Source organism: Glaesserella parasuis, from assembly GCF_002015085.1.
GTDB classification, from domain to species: Bacteria; Pseudomonadota; Gammaproteobacteria; order Enterobacterales; family Pasteurellaceae; genus Glaesserella; species Glaesserella parasuis.
This window is the reverse complement of sequence record NZ_MUXW01000001.1, coordinates 50053-67089: the sequence shown is the minus strand read 5'-3', so window position 1 is coordinate 67089 and position 17037 is coordinate 50053. Positions and strand designations below refer to the sequence as shown.

Annotated in this window: 19 protein-coding genes; 10 read left to right on the top strand and 9 right to left on the bottom strand. The window is 39.9% G+C overall.

The window, feature by feature from the left end; all coding sequences use genetic code 11:
• Positions 1-4: 4 nt before the first annotated feature.
• On the bottom strand, positions 5-325 hold the full coding sequence (gene secM, locus B0183_RS00305; RefSeq protein ID WP_021112261.1) for a secA translation cis-regulator SecM: 321 nt from the start codon (positions 323-325) through the stop codon (positions 5-7).
• A 105-nt stretch (positions 326-430) separates the two neighbouring features.
• Here secM and B0183_RS00300 point away from each other — a divergent pair, with 105 nt between their 5' ends.
• Together B0183_RS00300 and B0183_RS00295 are read left to right on the top strand one after the other, a co-directional pair.
• Positions 431-739 carry a DciA family protein gene (locus B0183_RS00300; protein ID WP_021112290.1) on the top strand — a complete coding sequence of 103 codons (309 nt, stop codon included), beginning with the start codon at positions 431-433 and terminating at the stop codon, positions 737-739.
• A 17-nt stretch (positions 740-756) separates the two neighbouring features.
• On the top strand, positions 757-1122 hold the full coding sequence (locus tag B0183_RS00295) for a copper resistance protein NlpE (protein WP_021112280.1): 366 nt from the start codon (positions 757-759) through the stop codon (positions 1120-1122).
• Between the two features lie 91 nt (positions 1123-1213).
• Here the strand turns inward: B0183_RS00295 and folK are convergent, their stop codons facing one another.
• The 7 genes from folK to malE all read right to left on the bottom strand — a co-directional run bounded on the left by folK (position 1214) and on the right by malE (position 9932).
• Entirely contained in the window at positions 1214-1690 is a 477-nt protein-coding gene (folK, locus tag B0183_RS00290; protein WP_078208157.1) for a 2-amino-4-hydroxy-6-hydroxymethyldihydropteridine diphosphokinase, read from the bottom strand.
• A complete protein-coding gene (pcnB, locus tag B0183_RS00285; RefSeq protein ID WP_078208156.1) occupies positions 1690-3123 on the bottom strand; it encodes a polynucleotide adenylyltransferase PcnB in 1434 nt (477 codons plus the stop codon). Before pcnB ends, folK begins: the two co-directional genes overlap by 1 nt.
• Before the next feature lie 190 nt (positions 3124-3313).
• Entirely contained in the window at positions 3314-3760 is a 447-nt protein-coding gene (gene dksA, locus B0183_RS00280; protein WP_021110613.1) for an RNA polymerase-binding protein DksA, read from the bottom strand.
• A gap of 219 nt (positions 3761-3979) precedes the next feature.
• A complete protein-coding gene (gene malQ, locus B0183_RS00275) occupies positions 3980-6001 on the bottom strand; it encodes a 4-alpha-glucanotransferase (protein ID WP_078208155.1) in 2022 nt (673 codons plus the stop codon).
• Between the two features lie 112 nt (positions 6002-6113).
• Positions 6114-7004 carry a maltose ABC transporter permease MalG gene (gene malG / locus B0183_RS00270; protein ID WP_005826016.1) on the bottom strand — a complete coding sequence of 297 codons (891 nt, stop codon included), beginning with the start codon at positions 7002-7004 and terminating at the stop codon, positions 6114-6116.
• A gap of 10 nt (positions 7005-7014) precedes the next feature.
• Positions 7015-8571: a maltose ABC transporter permease MalF gene (malF, locus tag B0183_RS00265; protein WP_035490600.1), complete on the bottom strand. Its 1557-nt coding sequence runs from the start codon at positions 8569-8571 to the stop codon at positions 7015-7017.
• A 176-nt stretch (positions 8572-8747) separates the two neighbouring features.
• The gene (gene malE, locus B0183_RS00260) at positions 8748-9932 is read right to left on the bottom strand and encodes a maltose/maltodextrin ABC transporter substrate-binding protein MalE (RefSeq protein ID WP_005710817.1); all 1185 of its coding nucleotides are present in this window, start codon (positions 9930-9932) and stop codon (positions 8748-8750) included.
• 329 nt (positions 9933-10261) lie between these two features.
• Between malE and malK the strand changes: the two genes are divergently transcribed.
• Entirely contained in the window at positions 10262-11401 is a 1140-nt protein-coding gene (gene malK / locus B0183_RS00255; RefSeq protein ID WP_078208154.1) for a maltose/maltodextrin ABC transporter ATP-binding protein MalK, read from the top strand.
• A gap of 194 nt (positions 11402-11595) precedes the next feature.
• Positions 11596-12756, top strand: coding sequence for a radical SAM family heme chaperone HemW (gene hemW / locus B0183_RS00250; protein WP_035490616.1), 1161 nt, complete (start codon positions 11596-11598; stop codon positions 12754-12756).
• Positions 12757-12796: 40 nt separating this feature from the next.
• On the opposite strand, the gene B0183_RS00245 is transcribed toward hemW, so the two are convergent.
• The gene (locus tag B0183_RS00245; protein WP_021109434.1) at positions 12797-13366 is read right to left on the bottom strand and encodes a DUF1439 domain-containing protein; all 570 of its coding nucleotides are present in this window, start codon (positions 13364-13366) and stop codon (positions 12797-12799) included.
• Between the two features lie 99 nt (positions 13367-13465).
• Between B0183_RS00245 and B0183_RS12895 the strand changes: the two genes are divergently transcribed.
• From B0183_RS12895 to B0183_RS00220, 6 genes are all read left to right on the top strand, one after another.
• Positions 13466-13597, top strand: coding sequence for a hypothetical protein (locus B0183_RS12895; protein ID WP_021109435.1), 132 nt, complete (start codon positions 13466-13468; stop codon positions 13595-13597).
• A 61-nt stretch (positions 13598-13658) separates the two neighbouring features.
• The gene (gene lolA, locus B0183_RS00240) at positions 13659-14288 is read left to right on the top strand and encodes an outer membrane lipoprotein chaperone LolA (RefSeq protein ID WP_010785742.1); all 630 of its coding nucleotides are present in this window, start codon (positions 13659-13661) and stop codon (positions 14286-14288) included.
• 70 nt (positions 14289-14358) lie between these two features.
• Positions 14359-14670 (top strand): trp operon repressor, encoded by a 312-nt coding sequence (gene trpR, locus B0183_RS00235; RefSeq protein WP_021109436.1) that lies wholly within the window; start codon positions 14359-14361, stop codon positions 14668-14670.
• The gene (gene mtgA / locus B0183_RS00230; RefSeq protein WP_035490599.1) at positions 14654-15424 is read left to right on the top strand and encodes a monofunctional biosynthetic peptidoglycan transglycosylase; all 771 of its coding nucleotides are present in this window, start codon (positions 14654-14656) and stop codon (positions 15422-15424) included. The genes trpR and mtgA overlap by 17 nt, the downstream gene beginning before the upstream one ends.
• A 145-nt stretch (positions 15425-15569) precedes the next feature.
• On the top strand, positions 15570-16112 hold the full coding sequence (locus tag B0183_RS00225; RefSeq protein ID WP_012621633.1) for a carboxymuconolactone decarboxylase family protein: 543 nt from the start codon (positions 15570-15572) through the stop codon (positions 16110-16112).
• Positions 16112-17017, top strand: coding sequence for an ATP-grasp domain-containing protein (locus tag B0183_RS00220; RefSeq protein ID WP_071610170.1), 906 nt, complete (start codon positions 16112-16114; stop codon positions 17015-17017). Before B0183_RS00225 ends, B0183_RS00220 begins: the two co-directional genes overlap by 1 nt.
• Positions 17018-17037: the final 20 nt, after the last annotated feature.

Here is a 17037-nt window from a genome sequence, read left to right as displayed (position 1 = left end):
AGAATTACTCTGTTGGTCCAGCCCTAATCGGCGGATTTGACACTTGATACAAGCGGTATGATTTTGCAAAAAATTCGCAAAAAACGACCGCTTGTTTAGTTGGAATAACGAGAGGTTGTTGTTCTAAATGTAATAAGTGTGCTGCCTCTAACTCAACTTTTTGAACTGAAGAAAAATCACTTAAGCGTAATACAAGTTGATTTGTAGGCAATGTTTCACTTTCATTCGCTAACGGCTGAGCCGTTGGCAAAGCAAAGATCGCCACAATGCCAAGCAGGAATTGCGAAATCAATGCAGGTTTATGAAAGCGACGTAAAAAATTCATTTAGTACTCAATAAAAAAATAATGTTGATTATACGATAATTTTTGTAGAATAGGCAGAATATAAGGACAATCTCACCAAAAACAAGTTAAAGCACAGCAGGAAAGATGAAAAATTCAACAATAAAAAATATCAATGAGATTTTGCAGAACTCTAGCTTGACGAAAATTGTCCAACGAGCCAATGAACTCAATGAATTAAATCGAAAAATTCAGCAATTACTGCCCGAACAATACCGTGGGCTTTACCGAATTTTGAATTTATCCGATAATTTACTTAGGTTTGAAGTACAAAATGGCACTATTCGTCAGGGGCTATTGTTGCAACAAACCGCGCTATTACACTTAATTCAGGCAGATTTTCCTGAAGTAACCGCCTTAGACTTTAAGGTAAATCCTAATTTTAAATCTGCTTAACCTAAGAGGATATGACTATGAAAAAAATTGCATTTGCCAGTATTATCGCAATGTTAAGTGCCTGTTCGCTATGGCCTCAAAAAAGTGTTTCTGGCACTTATCAAGGTACACTACCTTGTGCAGATTGCGAAAAAATCGAAGCACAATTAATTTTAAATAGTGATAAAACCTATCAATACAACACGGTTTATTTTAAGAATAAAGAGCAATATCCTTTTACAGAAAAAGGGACTTATGTTTGGGATCAGGATAAAGATGATGTGCTTCATTTAAGTAATGATTTTAAATTTAAAGTCGGTGAAAACTTTGTTGAGTTTTGTGATGAGAAGGGGAATGTGTTAAAAAGTTGGTATAACTATAAATTAAATAAAGTTTCTCACTAACGTTCAAAACTCAGAATATGTTTGTCTACTATGCCACTTATTATGCTACCTATTTATCAATTTTATTAATAGTTTTACATAATAATCGGCATTATAAAACTATTATATTCATCTGATGCTCTGCAAATTGCGGATAAAGTTGTGCTAAAGATTTCCCACTCGGCAAAACCAATTCAGGACTGATTTCATATAACGGCACAATCACAAATTCTCTGTTGTGCATATCGTAGTGGGGAACAGTTAGACGTTCGCTTTGAATTTGTTCATTGCCATAGAGCAAAATATCAAGATCGAGGGTGCGTTCTCCCCAACGACGAAAACGAACTCGCCCTTGTTCATTCTCAATGCTTTGCAACTTATCAAGTAGCTCGATAGCGGTGAGATCCGTGTCAAATTTTACCACGGCATTCACATAATCAGGCTGATCCTGTGGACCTAATGGTTTACTGCCGTAAAAAGAGCTGACTTTTAGATTTTTTGCAAAGGTTTGCAACGAAACAACCGCTTGCTTAAGTTGAGCAAGCGGATCTTCTAAGTTAGAGCCAAGAGCCACATACACGGTTGTCACTATTCTTCCCCTTTTACGACTTTCTTTTTGCGGTTGAATTTTCGGCGTGGACGACGTTTTTTCTTTGGTTCTTCGTCACGGAAAGTGGGTAACTGTTTGACTGTTTTTAACATTTCCGCACGCTGTGCTTCATTGCTAAATTGGTATTCGTGCCACCACGCACTTAATTCGACTAAATCGCCACCTTCAATTTCAGCTCGCATCACGAGTAAATCAAAGCCTGCACGGAATTTAATATGTTCGAGAGTTTGCTGTGGACGTTTTCCCGTACGTTTTGGAAATTGGAACTGTAATGACCAAATATCACGAATAACGGTCGTATAACGACGATGTAATGCGACCGCTTTGACACTCTCTGCCAAAATTTCATTGGCAGCCAACATCATTGCATCGTGGCTGTTTAAACCACCTTGGTTTTTCAATTCGTCAATTTTCTCGCGTAGCGGATACCAAAGTAGTGCTGCAAATAAAAAGGCAGGATTAACTCGTAAATCATCACGAATACGTTCATCAGTGGAATTGAGAGCCTTGCTGATCATTCTTTCGCTGTTGCTGTCGCCATATTCGGTAAAAAATGGGCTTAATACAGGGAAAAGTTGTTCAAATAAACCATATTTGCGTAATAATTCGTAGGTTTTGTGACCGTAGCCTGATTGCAGTAATTTCAACGACTCATCAAATAGGCGTGCGGCAGGAATATTTTTCAGTAATACTGCCATTTTGCGAATAGGTTCATCACTCGCTTTATCTAGGAACATATCCAGTTTTGCCATAAAGCGAATTGCACGCAACATTCGTACAGGATCTTCTTGATAACGAGTAACAGGATCGCCGATCAAGGCGAGTTTTCCTGCTTTCAGATCGTCTATGCCATTGAAAAAATCGTAGATCAAATTATGGCTAACATCATAGTAAAAGGCATTAACGCTAAAATCACGACGCTCTGCATCTTCCTGAAGTGTGCCATAAACATTATCTCGCAACAGCATTCCTGCTTCGCTGGTTTTCGACATTTTTTCCGTCGCATTGCTGTGATGATCAGCTCGGAATGTAGCGACTTCGTAAATCTCACGCCCAAAGACAATATGAGCCAAGCGGAAGCGTCGTCCGATTAAGCGACACTGGCGACCAAAGATTTTTTGAATTTCTTCTGGGCGAGCATTGGTCGTAATATCAAAGTCTTTGGCTTTTTGCCCTAGTAATAAATCCCGAATACAACCGCCGACCATATAGGCTTCATAGCCATTTTTTTGCAGTTTATTGATAATGGCAATGGCGTTACTTGGAAAATCTTTTGGCGAAATACCGTAATGTCCTGCAGGTTGGGTAAATTTTTTATGCAGAATATGGGGCGGTACAGCTTGTTGTTTATGGTTTGATTTTTTCTTTGGTGTGTGTCGGTGCGGTTCAGTCAATTCTGGGGCTGAACGCATTGGGCGAGCAACTTTCTTGGCTTGATCTGTTTCAACAAGCGGTGGGTTTGTATCCTTTTTTTTACGACTAAAAAAAGATTTGATGTAATTTAAAATAGATCACCTCAATTATATAAAATTGTAGGGTGGGTCTTGACCCACAGTTTCAATTTATATGCGGAAGTGGTGGGTTAAAACCCACCCTACTTAATTAACCGCCCATCTGTTTTTCACGTAGTTCTGCAAGGGTTTTGCAATCTACGCAAAGTTCTGCCGTTGGGCGAGCTTCTAAACGTTTTAAGCCGATTTCAATACCACAAGTATCGCAGTAACCGTAGTCACCTTCATCTAACTTGATTAAGGTTTGCTCAATACGTTTAAGCAATTTACGTTCACGGTCACGGTTGCGTAATTCAAGGCTAAATTCTTCCTCTTGCGTTGCACGGTCAGCAGGATCAGCGAAGTTAGTCACTTCATCTTGCATTTGACTTTTGGTACGTTCCGCTTCCTCCATAATTTGTGCGTGCCACGCTTTTAAAATTTTGCGGAAATGCTCAATTTGAGCTTCATTCATATACTCTTCGTCTTTACCTAATTGGTAAGGCGACACGCCCGCAAGGGCTAATAAACTTAAAGAAGTGGGTTTTGCCACTGTCATATTTCACTCCTGTTTTTGGAATTTTTCTTCCCTAATTTTACCGCTCTATTTAGGGTGTTTTGAAAGCGCGTATAAATAACAGAACTCTCTGCATTTGGCAAATTAAATTTGCAAAATTGAGGGGGAAAACATTCAGATTGTACTAGTTTTCCTATATAGCTATTGCAATGGCAAGTATATAAGAAGGTTATGATTTTTCAAAAACAATAGAGTCTAAGTTTAATTTAATATTCCTCTCCGTTTCGCCTCAATCTTTTCTAACAACTGCACAATCGTCTGATCCGCAAAAATCTCTTGTGTGGTTTTGCTCAATTTTCTGCGCCAGTTTGGATATTCGGTGCTTGTTCCAGGGATATTTACCGGCTCTAGCATATTTAGCCAGTCTTCCGGTTGTGAACCGAATAATACGCTGTTGGTATCTGCCACATAGCTTTGTAACTGATGGTTGAAGGTTTGTGTAACGCCAGCACTATCTGCTTCTAGCGGTTGTACCGCTTCAACGGCTCGGCGGATCGCTTCTTTATTTGAGTGGCGTGCATTTCTTAAAATGTTCAGCACTTTCTCATTCGGGTAAACGCCATATTTTTGCCCTAATTCGAAATCATAGCCTTTCCAGTAGCCTTGTACCGTTGGTAAATCGTGAGTACTTAGGGTGGTCATTGCTTGATACGGATAGTTAGCTAATGGTTTGCTTCCTTGATGGTCGTACTCAAAATAGAAAATGTTGTAGGCTAAAATACCTTTGCTTTCAAGGGTTTCCAACATTCCTTTCGGCACAGTACCTAAGGCTTCTGCGATGATTAAGCATTGGTGGCGTTGGCTTTCAAGGGCTAAGATTGAAAGCAAATCTTCCAACGGATATTTCACATAAGCGCCGTTTTTCGCCGAGTCGCCTTTCGACACCCACCATAAACGGGCAAAGCCGAGAATATGGTCGATACGCAACGCCCCGCAATCTTTCATATTGGCACGCAGTAGGTCGATAAACGGCTGATAGCCTCGCTCTTGTAACACTTCAGGGTGCATTGGCGATAAGCCCCAGTTTTGCCCTTGCGGTGCCATAATATCCGGTGGTGCGCCCACAGATGCACCTAACACGAACAGATCTTTATCCGCCCAGGTTTCTGCTCCGTTGTCTGCCACGCCAACGGCTAAATCACGGTAGAAACCAATTGGCATACCGAGCTGTTTTGCCAGTTCGTTACAGGCTTTAAGCTGTTGTTGTGCCACAAATTGCAACCACATATAGAAACGGACTAAATCGCTCTGTTCTTGTTGGAATTGTTGCACGGAAGCGGTGTGATAATCTTGATATTTTGCGTCCCAGCAGTTCCAGCCCCATTGTTCGCAGAATTGAGAAGAAAGCCATTGATGTAGAGCATCAAAAGTACCTTGCACTTTCAAGGCTTCGCCGTTTTCAGCAATAAATTGTTCGAAAGCGGTTTGATCTTGCTGTTTAAATTGTTCGTAGGCTAAGCGTAAGCCTTGTAATTTCAGCCACATCACTTGTGAATAATCGACATAATCTTTTTGGCGAGCTTCGTGTAATTGGCGCTGAATATCCGCCGAATTAAACCACGCTTGTGCTTCACGGCTTTGTTGGAAAGCGTCAATCGCCCCAACGTTGATGTAAGCAATGTTTTGCCATAAACGAGAAGAGGGGCTGTAAGGGCTTGCTCCTTCAGGATTAGCTGGGAATAATGAATGAATTGGGTTTAAGCCGACAAAATCACCGCCTTTTTCCGCTAATTTCGTTAAAAACTCCGCTAAATCGCCGAAATCGCCGATCCCCCAGTTTTGCTCTGAACGTAGGGTGTAAAGCTGTAAAATTGCTCCCCATAATTTTTTATGCTCTGCCAACTCTTGCGGTTGGTAGGCACGTTCAGGCGTAACGATAATACGACATTCTGCGGTTGTGCCGTTCAGGCTTAATTGATGATAACCAAGGGGTAAATCACGAGGCAGGTCAATGCTATTGCGTTTGCATTTTCCCGTTAAAATCTCACCGCTTTCAAGGGTCAGCGTCCAGTTTGCGTGAACGGTTTGGGTTTTGTCCGCTACAAAAAGCGGAATAAAAACTTGCTCGCCCTGTTTGACGACTTTGACAAGCGGTAGGATTTTGCGACTTTTTGGCGAACCGAGCAATTTTGCCACTTTGCCATAAACGGACGGTTGGGCATAAACACGGCGACCGTGTTCATCCACGAAGTAACGATTTAAAAATGGGTGATTTTGTTTCATTGTTATTGTTTCCCGAATGGTATTATTTTTTGTAGGGACACACTGCGTGTGTCCATTTGATTATTTTTCGTTTGAATAGCGGACACACGCAGTGTGTCCCTACAATTTTATTTTATCCTTTTACCCCACCTGCCGTTAATCCGCCGACTAACCAACGCTGTGCGATGATAAAGACTAACGTAATTGGAATAGCGGATAAAATTGCCGCAGCTGCGAAATCTCCCCATAGGTAGTTTTGTGGGTGTAGATATTGTTGCATTCCGACCGCAAGGGTGTAGTTTTCCACATCACGCAATAAGAGAGAGGCAACAGGCACTTCGATAATTGCCGAGATAAAGGCAAGAATGAACACCACAGCTAAAATTGGCACTGACAATGGTAATAAAATCAAACGGAATGTCTGCCATGGGGTTGCACCGTCAAGTGCGGCTGCTTCTTCGAGCGATTTATCAATGGTTTCAAAATAGCCTTTGATCGTCCAAACGTGCATTGCGATACCGCCAAGGTAAGCGAAGATCACACCGCCGTGGGTATTTAAGCCCAAGAATGGCACATAGGTTCCTAAGCGGTCAAATAATGCATATAACGCCACAAGTGAAAGTACCGCTGGGAACATTTGGAAAATCAACATACTTTGTAACAGCATTGATTTCCCTGCAAAGCGTAAACGTGCGAAAGCGTAAGCTGCCGTAGTGGAAAGTGCTAGGGTAATAATTGCCGTGACACCTGCGACTTTCACTGAGTTCCATAACCAAAGTAGTACAGGGAATGGCGGCGGAGTAACAGTGCCGTCCGCATTGGTGACGCTAAAACCGAGTGCCAGTTTCCAGTGTTCAAGGGAAATTTGGCTTGGGATAATTTCCCCTAATGCCAAGTTACCCGGGCGAAGTGAGATCCCTAAAATCATCAGTAAAGGGAACATAATCAACGCACAGAACACAATAAGAAAGAAATGCGTTGCAAATAAGCGAGCTTTCATTGATTTAGGTTGAACGATAGCCATTTTATCCCCCTTAATCCTGTTGTAATTTAGTCAAACGAATTTGGAACAACGCTAATCCGCTGACGAGTAAGAAGATGATTACTGCGATTGCCGCCGCTAAACCGAAGTCTTGCGTACCGCTACCTTCAAAGGCGATACGGTAGGTGTAGCTCACTAACAAGTCGGTATGTCCTGCCGGTGTGCTGGTTCCGATCATTGACGGACGACCTTGGGTTAATAATTGGATTAACACGAAGTTATTGAAGTTGAAGGCAAAACTTGCAATCATCAATGGCATTAACGGCTTAATTAACAACGGCATTGTGATTTTGGTGAAGTTTTGCCATACCGATGCACCATCAATCGCTGAGGCTTCATATAAGTCTGTTGGGATCGCTTTGAGTAAACCCATACAAACAATCATCATATAAGGATAACCCAACCAAGTATTCACAATTAACAACATTGTTTTGGCTAAGAATGGGTCATTAAACCACTCTGGGCGAATACCGAATAAGTTATTTAAAATTAAGTTGATCTCACCGAAACTTTGGTTAAATAAACCTTTAAATACAAGGATAGAGATAAAGCCCGGTACCGCATAAGGCAGGATTAACAGTAAACGATAAACCGCTTTGCCTTTTAACGCTTCCCATTGTACTAGAGAGGCGAAAATCATACCGAGTAATGTGGTAAACACGACAGTTAAGAATGCAAAGGTAACTGTCCAAATAAAGATTTGAATAAAGGGTTTTTGTACACCTTCGTCCGTTAAGATTTTCACGAAGTTTTGCCAGCCAATTGCTACTGTATAACCCGGCTCAACACGTTTACCCGTAAAGTTACCTTGCTCATCAATTTGCTCAAAGAAACCGACATCATCATTGGGTTTATAACGTTCATTGGTTTCGTGGTTGGTTAAAATTTGGCTCTCTGCATCAAAGCTAAAGCGGTAGCTTTGTTGAGAAAATTGACGAAGTGAACTCATCGTGAGCATTTCTTCGCTTGGTAAAATCGCATTCACCGTTTGAAGTTGTTGGCGATTTTGGGTAATGGTTTTAAACGGTGCAACTTTGCTTTCTGGCAATGTTGCCACTTCTTCTAATTTGATTTCCCCTTTTAAATCGGCTAGTGCAAGCGGTGCAGAAAGGTAAGTTTTTTGCACATTTTTATTTTCAAGGGCAAGCTGATATTGATTATCCGCTGTTTCAAGTAATTTGAAATCGTAACGTTCGCCCGAAAAATAGCGTTGGCTTTGCAATTGATTAACTACACGTTCAAAGGCGAGCTGGTTTGAACCGCTGTAATTAGTAAAAGCGATAACAACAGTACAGACAAGTGGAAAGACTACAAATATGCCAATTGCGGATATGCCTGGGAACAGATAACGCCAGCGATAAGCCCGTTCTGAGCTAAACACAAAAATACCTGAAGCCACTACGACTAAGGTTAGTAATGCAAATAAAATTTCACCTTGCAGATAAATTGTAAAAACCAAGTAAAAAGCAAGTAGGTAAAGTAATCCGACAAAAGCCCTTTTGCCCCAAAGTTGAGCAGACGAAATCGAGGAATGAGTTGAAGTTAGCATTTTATTTTCCTTGTTTTAGTACTGCGAAGAGGAAATTGCAAAAAATGAGAAGAATGTGACCGCTTGATACTCGTAGGGACACACTGCGTGTGTCCACTAGTCTGCTTGTGTCCGTCTAATTTGGATTATTTAACGGACACACGCAGTGTGTCCCTACATTTTTTATTTATTAAAAATTACTCTTTTTCAATCTTCGCTTGTGCTTCATCTAATGCGGCTTTAACAGATTGGCGACCGTTGATTGCACTGTCAATCGCTGCTTTTTCTGAATACCAGAAACGGCTCATTTGTGGAATGTTTGGCATAATTTCACCATTTTCCGCATTTGCCATTGTTGCCGCAATACGCGGATCTGCCGCTAATTTTGCTTGGTAGCTCTTAAGTGCTACTGCACCTAACGGTGTATCTTTATTCACGGTTTCTAAACCAGCATCCGTTAATAAGTGGTTTTCTAAGAACTCTTTCGCTAAGTCTTGGTTCGGGCTAGATGCATTTACCGCTGCACTTAATACGCCAACGAACGGTTTACCTGCTTTACCGTTTAAGGTTGGTAATACCGCTACGCCATAGTTAATACCGCTTTTCTCAATGTTTGCCCAAGACCACGGACCATTGATAGTCATTGCCGTTTCGCCTTTATTGAAAGAAGCTTCAGCCACAGAGTAGTCAGTGTCTGCGTTAATCACTTTTTTCTTCACTAAATCAACCACAAATTGTAAGCCTTTTTGTGCAGCTTCATTATTTACACCGATGTCTTTTGCATCATAGCCGTTTGCGGTCACTTTAAACGCATAAGCACCTTGAGAAGAGATGATTGGCCAAGTGAAATACGGTTCTGCTAAGTTCCACATAATCGCATTTTTGCCTTTCGCTTTGAGATCTTTATCTAATTTCTCCACTTCTTCCCAAGTTTTTGGCGGATTTGGTACTAAATCTTTATTATAAATCAATGAGAGCGACTCAACGGCAATCGGGTAAGCGATCTGTTTACCATTATATTTTGTAGCTTCCCAACCGATATCAGATAATTTTGCTTTGAATTCTGCACTTGGGTGAACTTCTGCTAATAAGCCTGATTGAGCATAGCCACCAAAACGGTCGTGAGCAAAGATCACAATATCAGGACCATCACCAGTTGCCGCAACCTGTGGGAATAATTCTTCTAATTTGCTTGGGTGTTCAACAACAACTTTTACCCCTGTTTCTGCTTCAAATTTTTTACCCACTTCTGCTAAGCCGTTATAACCTTTATCGGCATTGATCCAGATGTTGAGTTGTCCTTCAACTAATTTTGCATTTACACCTTGTGCGATACATAATCCTGCTAATACCGCTAATGCTGCTTTGGTTAATTTTTTCATTGTTTTTCCCTCAGTTTAGTGAAATGAAATTTTGACAGTCGAATAGTGGAGGATTTCTTCTCATACTTCATCATACCCCCTTATCCTCCCCCCTTATCCTTTTAGTGATCTGTATCACATTTTTGATTGTTTTTAAAATAAGTGTGAAAGAGATCACAAAAAAAGCGTATGAATTTGTGATCTAAGTCACAAAAAATCTGCTTTTCTGCGAAAAAATTTTTTACAAGGTAGTGAAAAATTTTTTCACAAAGTATGATTTCAAGACAAGAGGAAATAAGTAATCTTGGCACCCGTCAAAAAGTAGTAACCCTAAGGCAAAGGATAAGACAATGGCAGATGTAAAAATTATTGGTGTAAATAAATCATACGGCGATGTGCATATCTCACGCAATATTAACCTTGATATTAAAGAAGGGGAATTTGTCGTATTTGTAGGCCCATCTGGCTGTGGTAAATCCACCCTATTGCGTATGATTGCAGGCTTGGAAGATATTACATCAGGCGATCTCTTTATTGGTGATACCCGAATGAATGATGTGCCACCTGCTCAACGTAATATCGGAATGGTTTTCCAGTCTTACGCACTTTATCCACATCTGAATGTGGCTGAAAATATGTCCTTCGGCTTAAAACTGGCAGGTAAAGCGAAAGCAGAAATCGAGCAACGAGTAAATCAAGTCGCAGAAATTCTCCAACTTGCTCACTTACTACAACGTAAACCGAAGGAACTCTCTGGCGGTCAGCGTCAGCGTGTAGCGATTGGTCGTACGCTTGTTTCTCAACCTGAAGTGTTTTTATTAGACGAACCGCTCTCAAACCTTGATGCAGCCCTTCGTGTACAAATGCGTGTGGAAATTTCCAAACTGCATAAAAAATTAGGTAGAACAATGATTTATGTCACCCACGACCAAGTGGAAGCAATGACCCTTGCCGATAAAATCGTGGTGTTACAAGCGCTCGGAAACAATACACAAATTACCACTAACGTTGCTCAAGTTGGTAAACCATTAGAACTTTATCACTACCCAGCCAACCGCTTTGTTGCTGGCTTTATCGGTTCACCAAAAATGAACTTCTTACCTGTAAAAGTGATTGATGTAAGAGAAGGTGGGGTAAAAATTGAATTACCTGACTCCACCCATCTCAACTTCTGGATCCCAGTAGATAACACAGGTGTGAATATCGGCGACAATATCTCTTTAGGTATTCGTCCGGAGCATTTACTACCTTGTGATCAGAGTGAAGTGTGCATTAAAGGAACAGTAAAAGTCGTGGAGCAACTTGGAAACGAAACCCAAATTTACCTTGAAATGCCACCAATCAAACAAAGCCTTGTTTATCGCCAAAACGACATCGTATTAGTTGAAGAAGGTGATGAAATGTCAATTGGTATCAACCCAAACCGTTGCCGCTTATTTAAAGAAGATGGCACAGCTTGCAGACGGTTGTTTAAAGAGTTGGGTGTTTGAGATTATCTGGAGAGTAAATCAAATTAATAGGTTATTTTAAAAATGGGTAGGCATAATTGTATATGTGAACAATCATCCTAATTTTTTAAGGAGACTGATTTTATATTGATAAGGAAAGCTTTGTGATATCTTAGGTGTTATACTAGTACTATATGTAAGAATTTTTATTTGGATTTTATGTACTGGAAGATATGGTGAATTTAATGCAGCCCCCCTTAAGCCTATACATCCATATCCCTTGGTGTGTACAAAAATGCCCCTATTGTGATTTCAATTCCCACGCACAAAAGGGCATTATTCCTGAGCAAGAATATATTCAGCATTTGCTCAATGATCTTGAGCAAGATCTCATAAGCTATAAAACAGCAATCGCTGATCGCAAGATCCACTCAATTTTTATTGGTGGCGGTACGCCTAGTCTTTTTTCCGCTGAAGGTATTCATTATTTACTTGCAGAAATTCGCAAGCGGATAGATTTTTCTCACGAATGCGAAATTACCCTAGAGGCTAATCCGGGGACTGCTGAGGCAGAACGTTTTATCGGGTATGTACAAGGTGGCGTGAACCGTATTTCAATGGGTGTTCAAAGTTTTGAACCAGAGAAATTATTGAAATTAGGGCGTATTCACGATAGCAATGAAGCGAAGCAAGCGGTTAGATTTGCTCAAAATGCAACAAAAGTAGGCTTGAGAAGTTTCAACATAGATTTAATGCACGGGTTGCCAAATCAATCTGTTGCTCAGGCTCTTGATGATTTACGGCAAGGTATTGCGTTAAATCCACCACATCTTTCGTGGTATCAATTGACGATTGAGCCGAATACGATGTTTTACTATCGACAGCCCACATTACCTGACGATGATGAGCTTTGGGATATTTTTGAACAAGGGCATCAGCTTTTAACTGACGCAGGCTATGAACAGTATGAAACCTCGGCGTATGCCAAAAAGGGTTATCAATGTCAGCATAATTTGAATTATTGGCGATTTGGTGATTACTTAGCGATTGGCTGTGGGGCTCACGGGAAAATAAGTTATCCAACAGGGGAAATTTACCGCTTTAGCAAAACTAAACACCCGAAAGGCTATATGCGAGGGGAATATCGTTATCATCAAGAGATGATTGAAAATGATGATCGCCCTTTTGAATTTTTTATGAACCGTTTTCGCTTACTTGAAGCAACCCCAAAAACAGAATTTGAGGCATATACGGGGCTAGATCGGAAAAAGGTTCAAGCTACAATGGATTGGGCATTGAGCAAAAATTTTATCACAGAAAACAATACATATTGGCAGATTACACAGCACGGCAAATTATTTTTAAATGAATTGTTGGAAGGTTTTTTAAAGGAATAGAATGCAGAATCCCTCTTATTTAAAATAAGAGGGATCTTTATCAAAAAATATTTGTTTCTAAACGAATATGTCCTTTTTCAACAATAATATGTTTTCCAAATTTTTTTACAAGGGATTCTTTTGTTTTGCGTTCATCTAATGTATAAACAGGGTGGCTATTTAAGATATTTGTAAGACCATCAGCAATTATTGGTAAAAACACCTGAAGTTCATTTTGATATTTTTCAGGGGTAGCGTTCCAATTTTTTAAACGAACATTTTTTAGAAATAGTGCACCTTTTTCCATATCATAGAAAGGAAGAGTATCCATATTTATATTAAGTTTAACTTGATATTCTTTACCCTTTATCTGTAATAGACTGTCGATGATGCCTGAAATATCAACAACCTTTTCATCTGTTTGTCCCACCTTTGTATATAAATCAGATAATTTATAGTCTAGTTGAAATAGTCTTGGTACACCTAAACTATCTTGCAAAGGTACTTTTTCTGCTAAACGCGTAGCCAAATATTGATTGATTTCTTGCTCTGAAATACTCAACGGACTCGCTTGAGTAGTCATAGGAAAAATTATCAAAAAGAGTAAGCTTAGTTTATGTAAAAGTTTCATAAAATCTCCTTTGGAATTGGTTTAAAGTGTTAAAACAGAGTAGAATGCGCATCTTTTGAAGCTGAAAGTTTATAATAGTTTTTAATACAAGGGATAAATATGAAAAAAATATTCGTGATTGCCTCTATTTTAATGCTCGCAGGTTGTACTTTTGGTGGAAGAGTGAATGCAGGTGGTGGTTCTAATGGAGTCGGTATTGGCTTAGGAATCGGTACGGGTATCCGTTTCTAAGAACTTTTTATGGCTTTGCTGTCAAATAGACACTTTTCTATAGATATTTAAAGGGAAATCAATGAAAAATTTGTTAAAAAAATCGTTGCTAGGTTTAGCATTTCTCTCATTAAATGGCTTTGCTTTTGCTGATGCTCAAGCTGTAGCAGAGTTACAACAACGTTTAGATAAAGCAATGCAATACAGTGCAGATTTTGAACAGACCGTTCGTTCAAGTAAAGGAAAGGAAATTCAAAAAGGGCAAGGGAAGTTTCAAGTTAAACGTCCGAACTTATTTCGTATGGACACCCAAAGTCCTCAAGAAAATTTAATTGTATCTGATGGCAAAACTTTGTGGTTTTACGATCCTTTTGTATCTCAGGTAACGGCAAATTGGGTTAAAGATGCTGTGAGCAACACACCATTTGTACTTTTAACAAGCAATGATAAAAGCCATTGGGATCAATATGATGTCACACAAAATGTAGATAATTTTGTATTAAAACCAAAATCGAAAAAAAGTGCGATCAAACAATTTGATATTCGTATTGATGCAAGTGGCTTAGTCAAAGGTTTTAGCACTATTGAACGTGACGGGCAAAGTAATCTCTATGTATTACGCAACATTTCAACGGCTCATTTATCTGAAAGTCTGTTTAGTTTTAGTATGCCAAAAGGGGCTGAATTAGACGATCAACGTGGTAAAAAATAAGCATAACAAAGAGTAAAGCGGTAAGATTTGCAGATCTTACCGTACTATTGTACTAACAGGATAAGTAAGTATGAGAACCCTTTATCAACAACGTGATCCAAAAGAATGGCAACAATTTGTTGACCTTTTAAAACAAGCGGTAGCAGAAGATAAAACAGATGCATTATTGTCGATGTTATTGACAACAGACGAACGAACTTCGTTGGGATTGCGAGTGCAAATTGTACGCGCATTGCTCGAAAATCAAATTTCTCAGCGTGAAATCCAACAGCAATTGAATACTAGTGCGGCGACTATTACACGGGGTTCAAATATGTTAAAAACTGTTGAGCCAGATATTTTAAAGTGGATAGATACAAAACTGAATGGCACCAAAACCTAAGCAAAAATCCTTGCTACAATCTATTTTCCGCTTTTTTATTCCCAAACAGATGCTATCTTTAAAAAGTTGGCTTTGGTTTGGCGTTAGTCGTATTGGTGTGGCAGTCACAACTTTCTATGTTTCTTTAACATTGATATTTTCAGTAATTCCCGTGCCTTTTTCAGCTTATATGCTACAGAAAAAAGTGGAACACCTAATACAAGGGGACTTATATAAAATTCAATATCAGTGGGTTAGTCTTGATCGTATTTCGTGGCAAATGCAAATGTCGGTTATTGCTGGGGAAGATCAAAAATTTCCAATTCATTTTGGGATTGATTTTGATGCGATTGAAGCAGCAATTAAGCGAAATAGTAAATCTCAAAAGAAACCTCGCGGTGCTTCCACTATTTCTCAGCAAACGGTAAAGAACCTTTACTTATGGCACGGAACAAGTTGGCTAAGAAAAGGGATCGAAGTGCCTTTGACCTTTTTAGTGGAATTACTTTGGGATAAACAGCGAGTGTTAGAAGTCTATCTCAATATTGCTGAATTTGGCGATGGCATCTTTGGTGTAGAAACGGCAGCTAAACATTATTTTAAGAAATCAGCAAGCCAGCTTAGTTTACACGAGGCTTCCTTATTAGCAGCCTCTTTGCCAAATCCGATGATTTATCGGGTTAAAATGCCAAGCCAAACAATGCGAGCTCGGCAACAGTGGATTATTCGACAGGTTAATAATCTTGGCGGAATAAATTATTTAGAAAAATTGTAGCTATTAGCCCTGACACTCAGGGCTATTTTGGGGGGGTAATTCCAAGGGGGTAATAGACTATCTCATACAATTAAAAAACATTTTACAAGCGGTAGATTAATCGCAAATTTTTGACAGATTTTATTTTTTATTACAGAGGTTCACTATGTCTAAATTTCAAATTCATACTATCGACACTGCACCTGAAGCAGCAAAAGAAGCATTACAAGCGGTTAAAAATAATAACGGCTTCATTCCTAACCTAATCGGAGTATTAGCAAATGCACCTACCGCATTAGAAACTTATCGCACCGTCGGGGCAATTAACCAACGCACCAGCTTAACGCCAACAGAGAGAGAAGTTGTACAAATTACCGCAGCGGTCGCAAATGGTTGTGGTTTCTGCGTAGCAGGGCATACCGCAATTTCCATTAAACAGATCAAAATGCCTGACGAATTACTGCAAGCATTACGCAAAGCTACGCCAATTCAAGATAACAAATTAGATACCCTTGCACGCTTTACGCTCGCTGTTATCAACACTAAAGGCAAAGTTGGCGAAACGCTACTTAATGAATTTTTTGCTGTAGGTTACACCCAACAAAACGCCCTAGATGTGGTACTTGGTGTTAGTCTAGCTAGTTTGTGTAATTATGCAAACAACCTCGCAGACACACCAATTAACCCTGAGTTACAGCCTTACGCATAATGAATGCTAAAAAATTATTAATTCTCTGTTGTGATCCTCGTTTATATAGTTGTCAAAGACTTAAACAAGCGGCAGAACAGAATGGCTACCAACTGGATATTCTCGATCCAAACCGCTTCTTGCTACAACTGCAGCAAGAGCGGTTCGAGCTTTATTATCAAACTGGGGAAAGCTACGACAAAACTCGAGCAAAACCCGAAAAAATCGGGGAATATGCAGGTATCTTGCCTCGATTTGGTACAACTAGCACAGAAATAGGCTGTAATGTATTACGGCATTTTGAACAAAAACAGATACCCATTTTAAATTCATCTTCAGCTTTTGCACTCGCTCGTGACAAATGGCAAAGCCTACAGCGACTTGCCGCCTGTGGCATTCCAGTACCTGATACGCTATTAATGGGAGAGCTTTACAGCGTTGCTGAAGGTTTAAGTCAATCAGGCTTGCCAGCGGTTATTAAAACACTGTCAGGCTCTCAAGGCGTAGGCGTAATGTTGGCAGAAAGCTATAGCAGTGCCTTGAGTTTACTTGAAACATTAAAAAGTGCCAAAGTACCAAGCCTCTTACAAACCTTTATTGCAGAGGCTAAAGGGCAAGATATTCGAGCTTTTGTAATTGGTGAGCAAGTTGTTGCAACAATGGAACGCACTGGTGCAAGCGGTGAGTTTAGAGCCAATATTCACAGAGGTGGCACCGCCCAAGCCATTCAACTGTCTGATGCAGAACAAAAAATCGCAGTTCAAGCAGCAAAAGCTATCGGCTTAGATGTGGCAGGTGTCGATCTTATCCGTTCTCAACAAGGCATAATGGTGTTAGAAGTCAATGCAAGCCCTGGGCTTGAAATGATTGAGCAGGTGACTAAAGTGGATATTGCAGATTTAATGATCCAATATTTATTGAGATAATTTAGTTAATAGCCTATAAG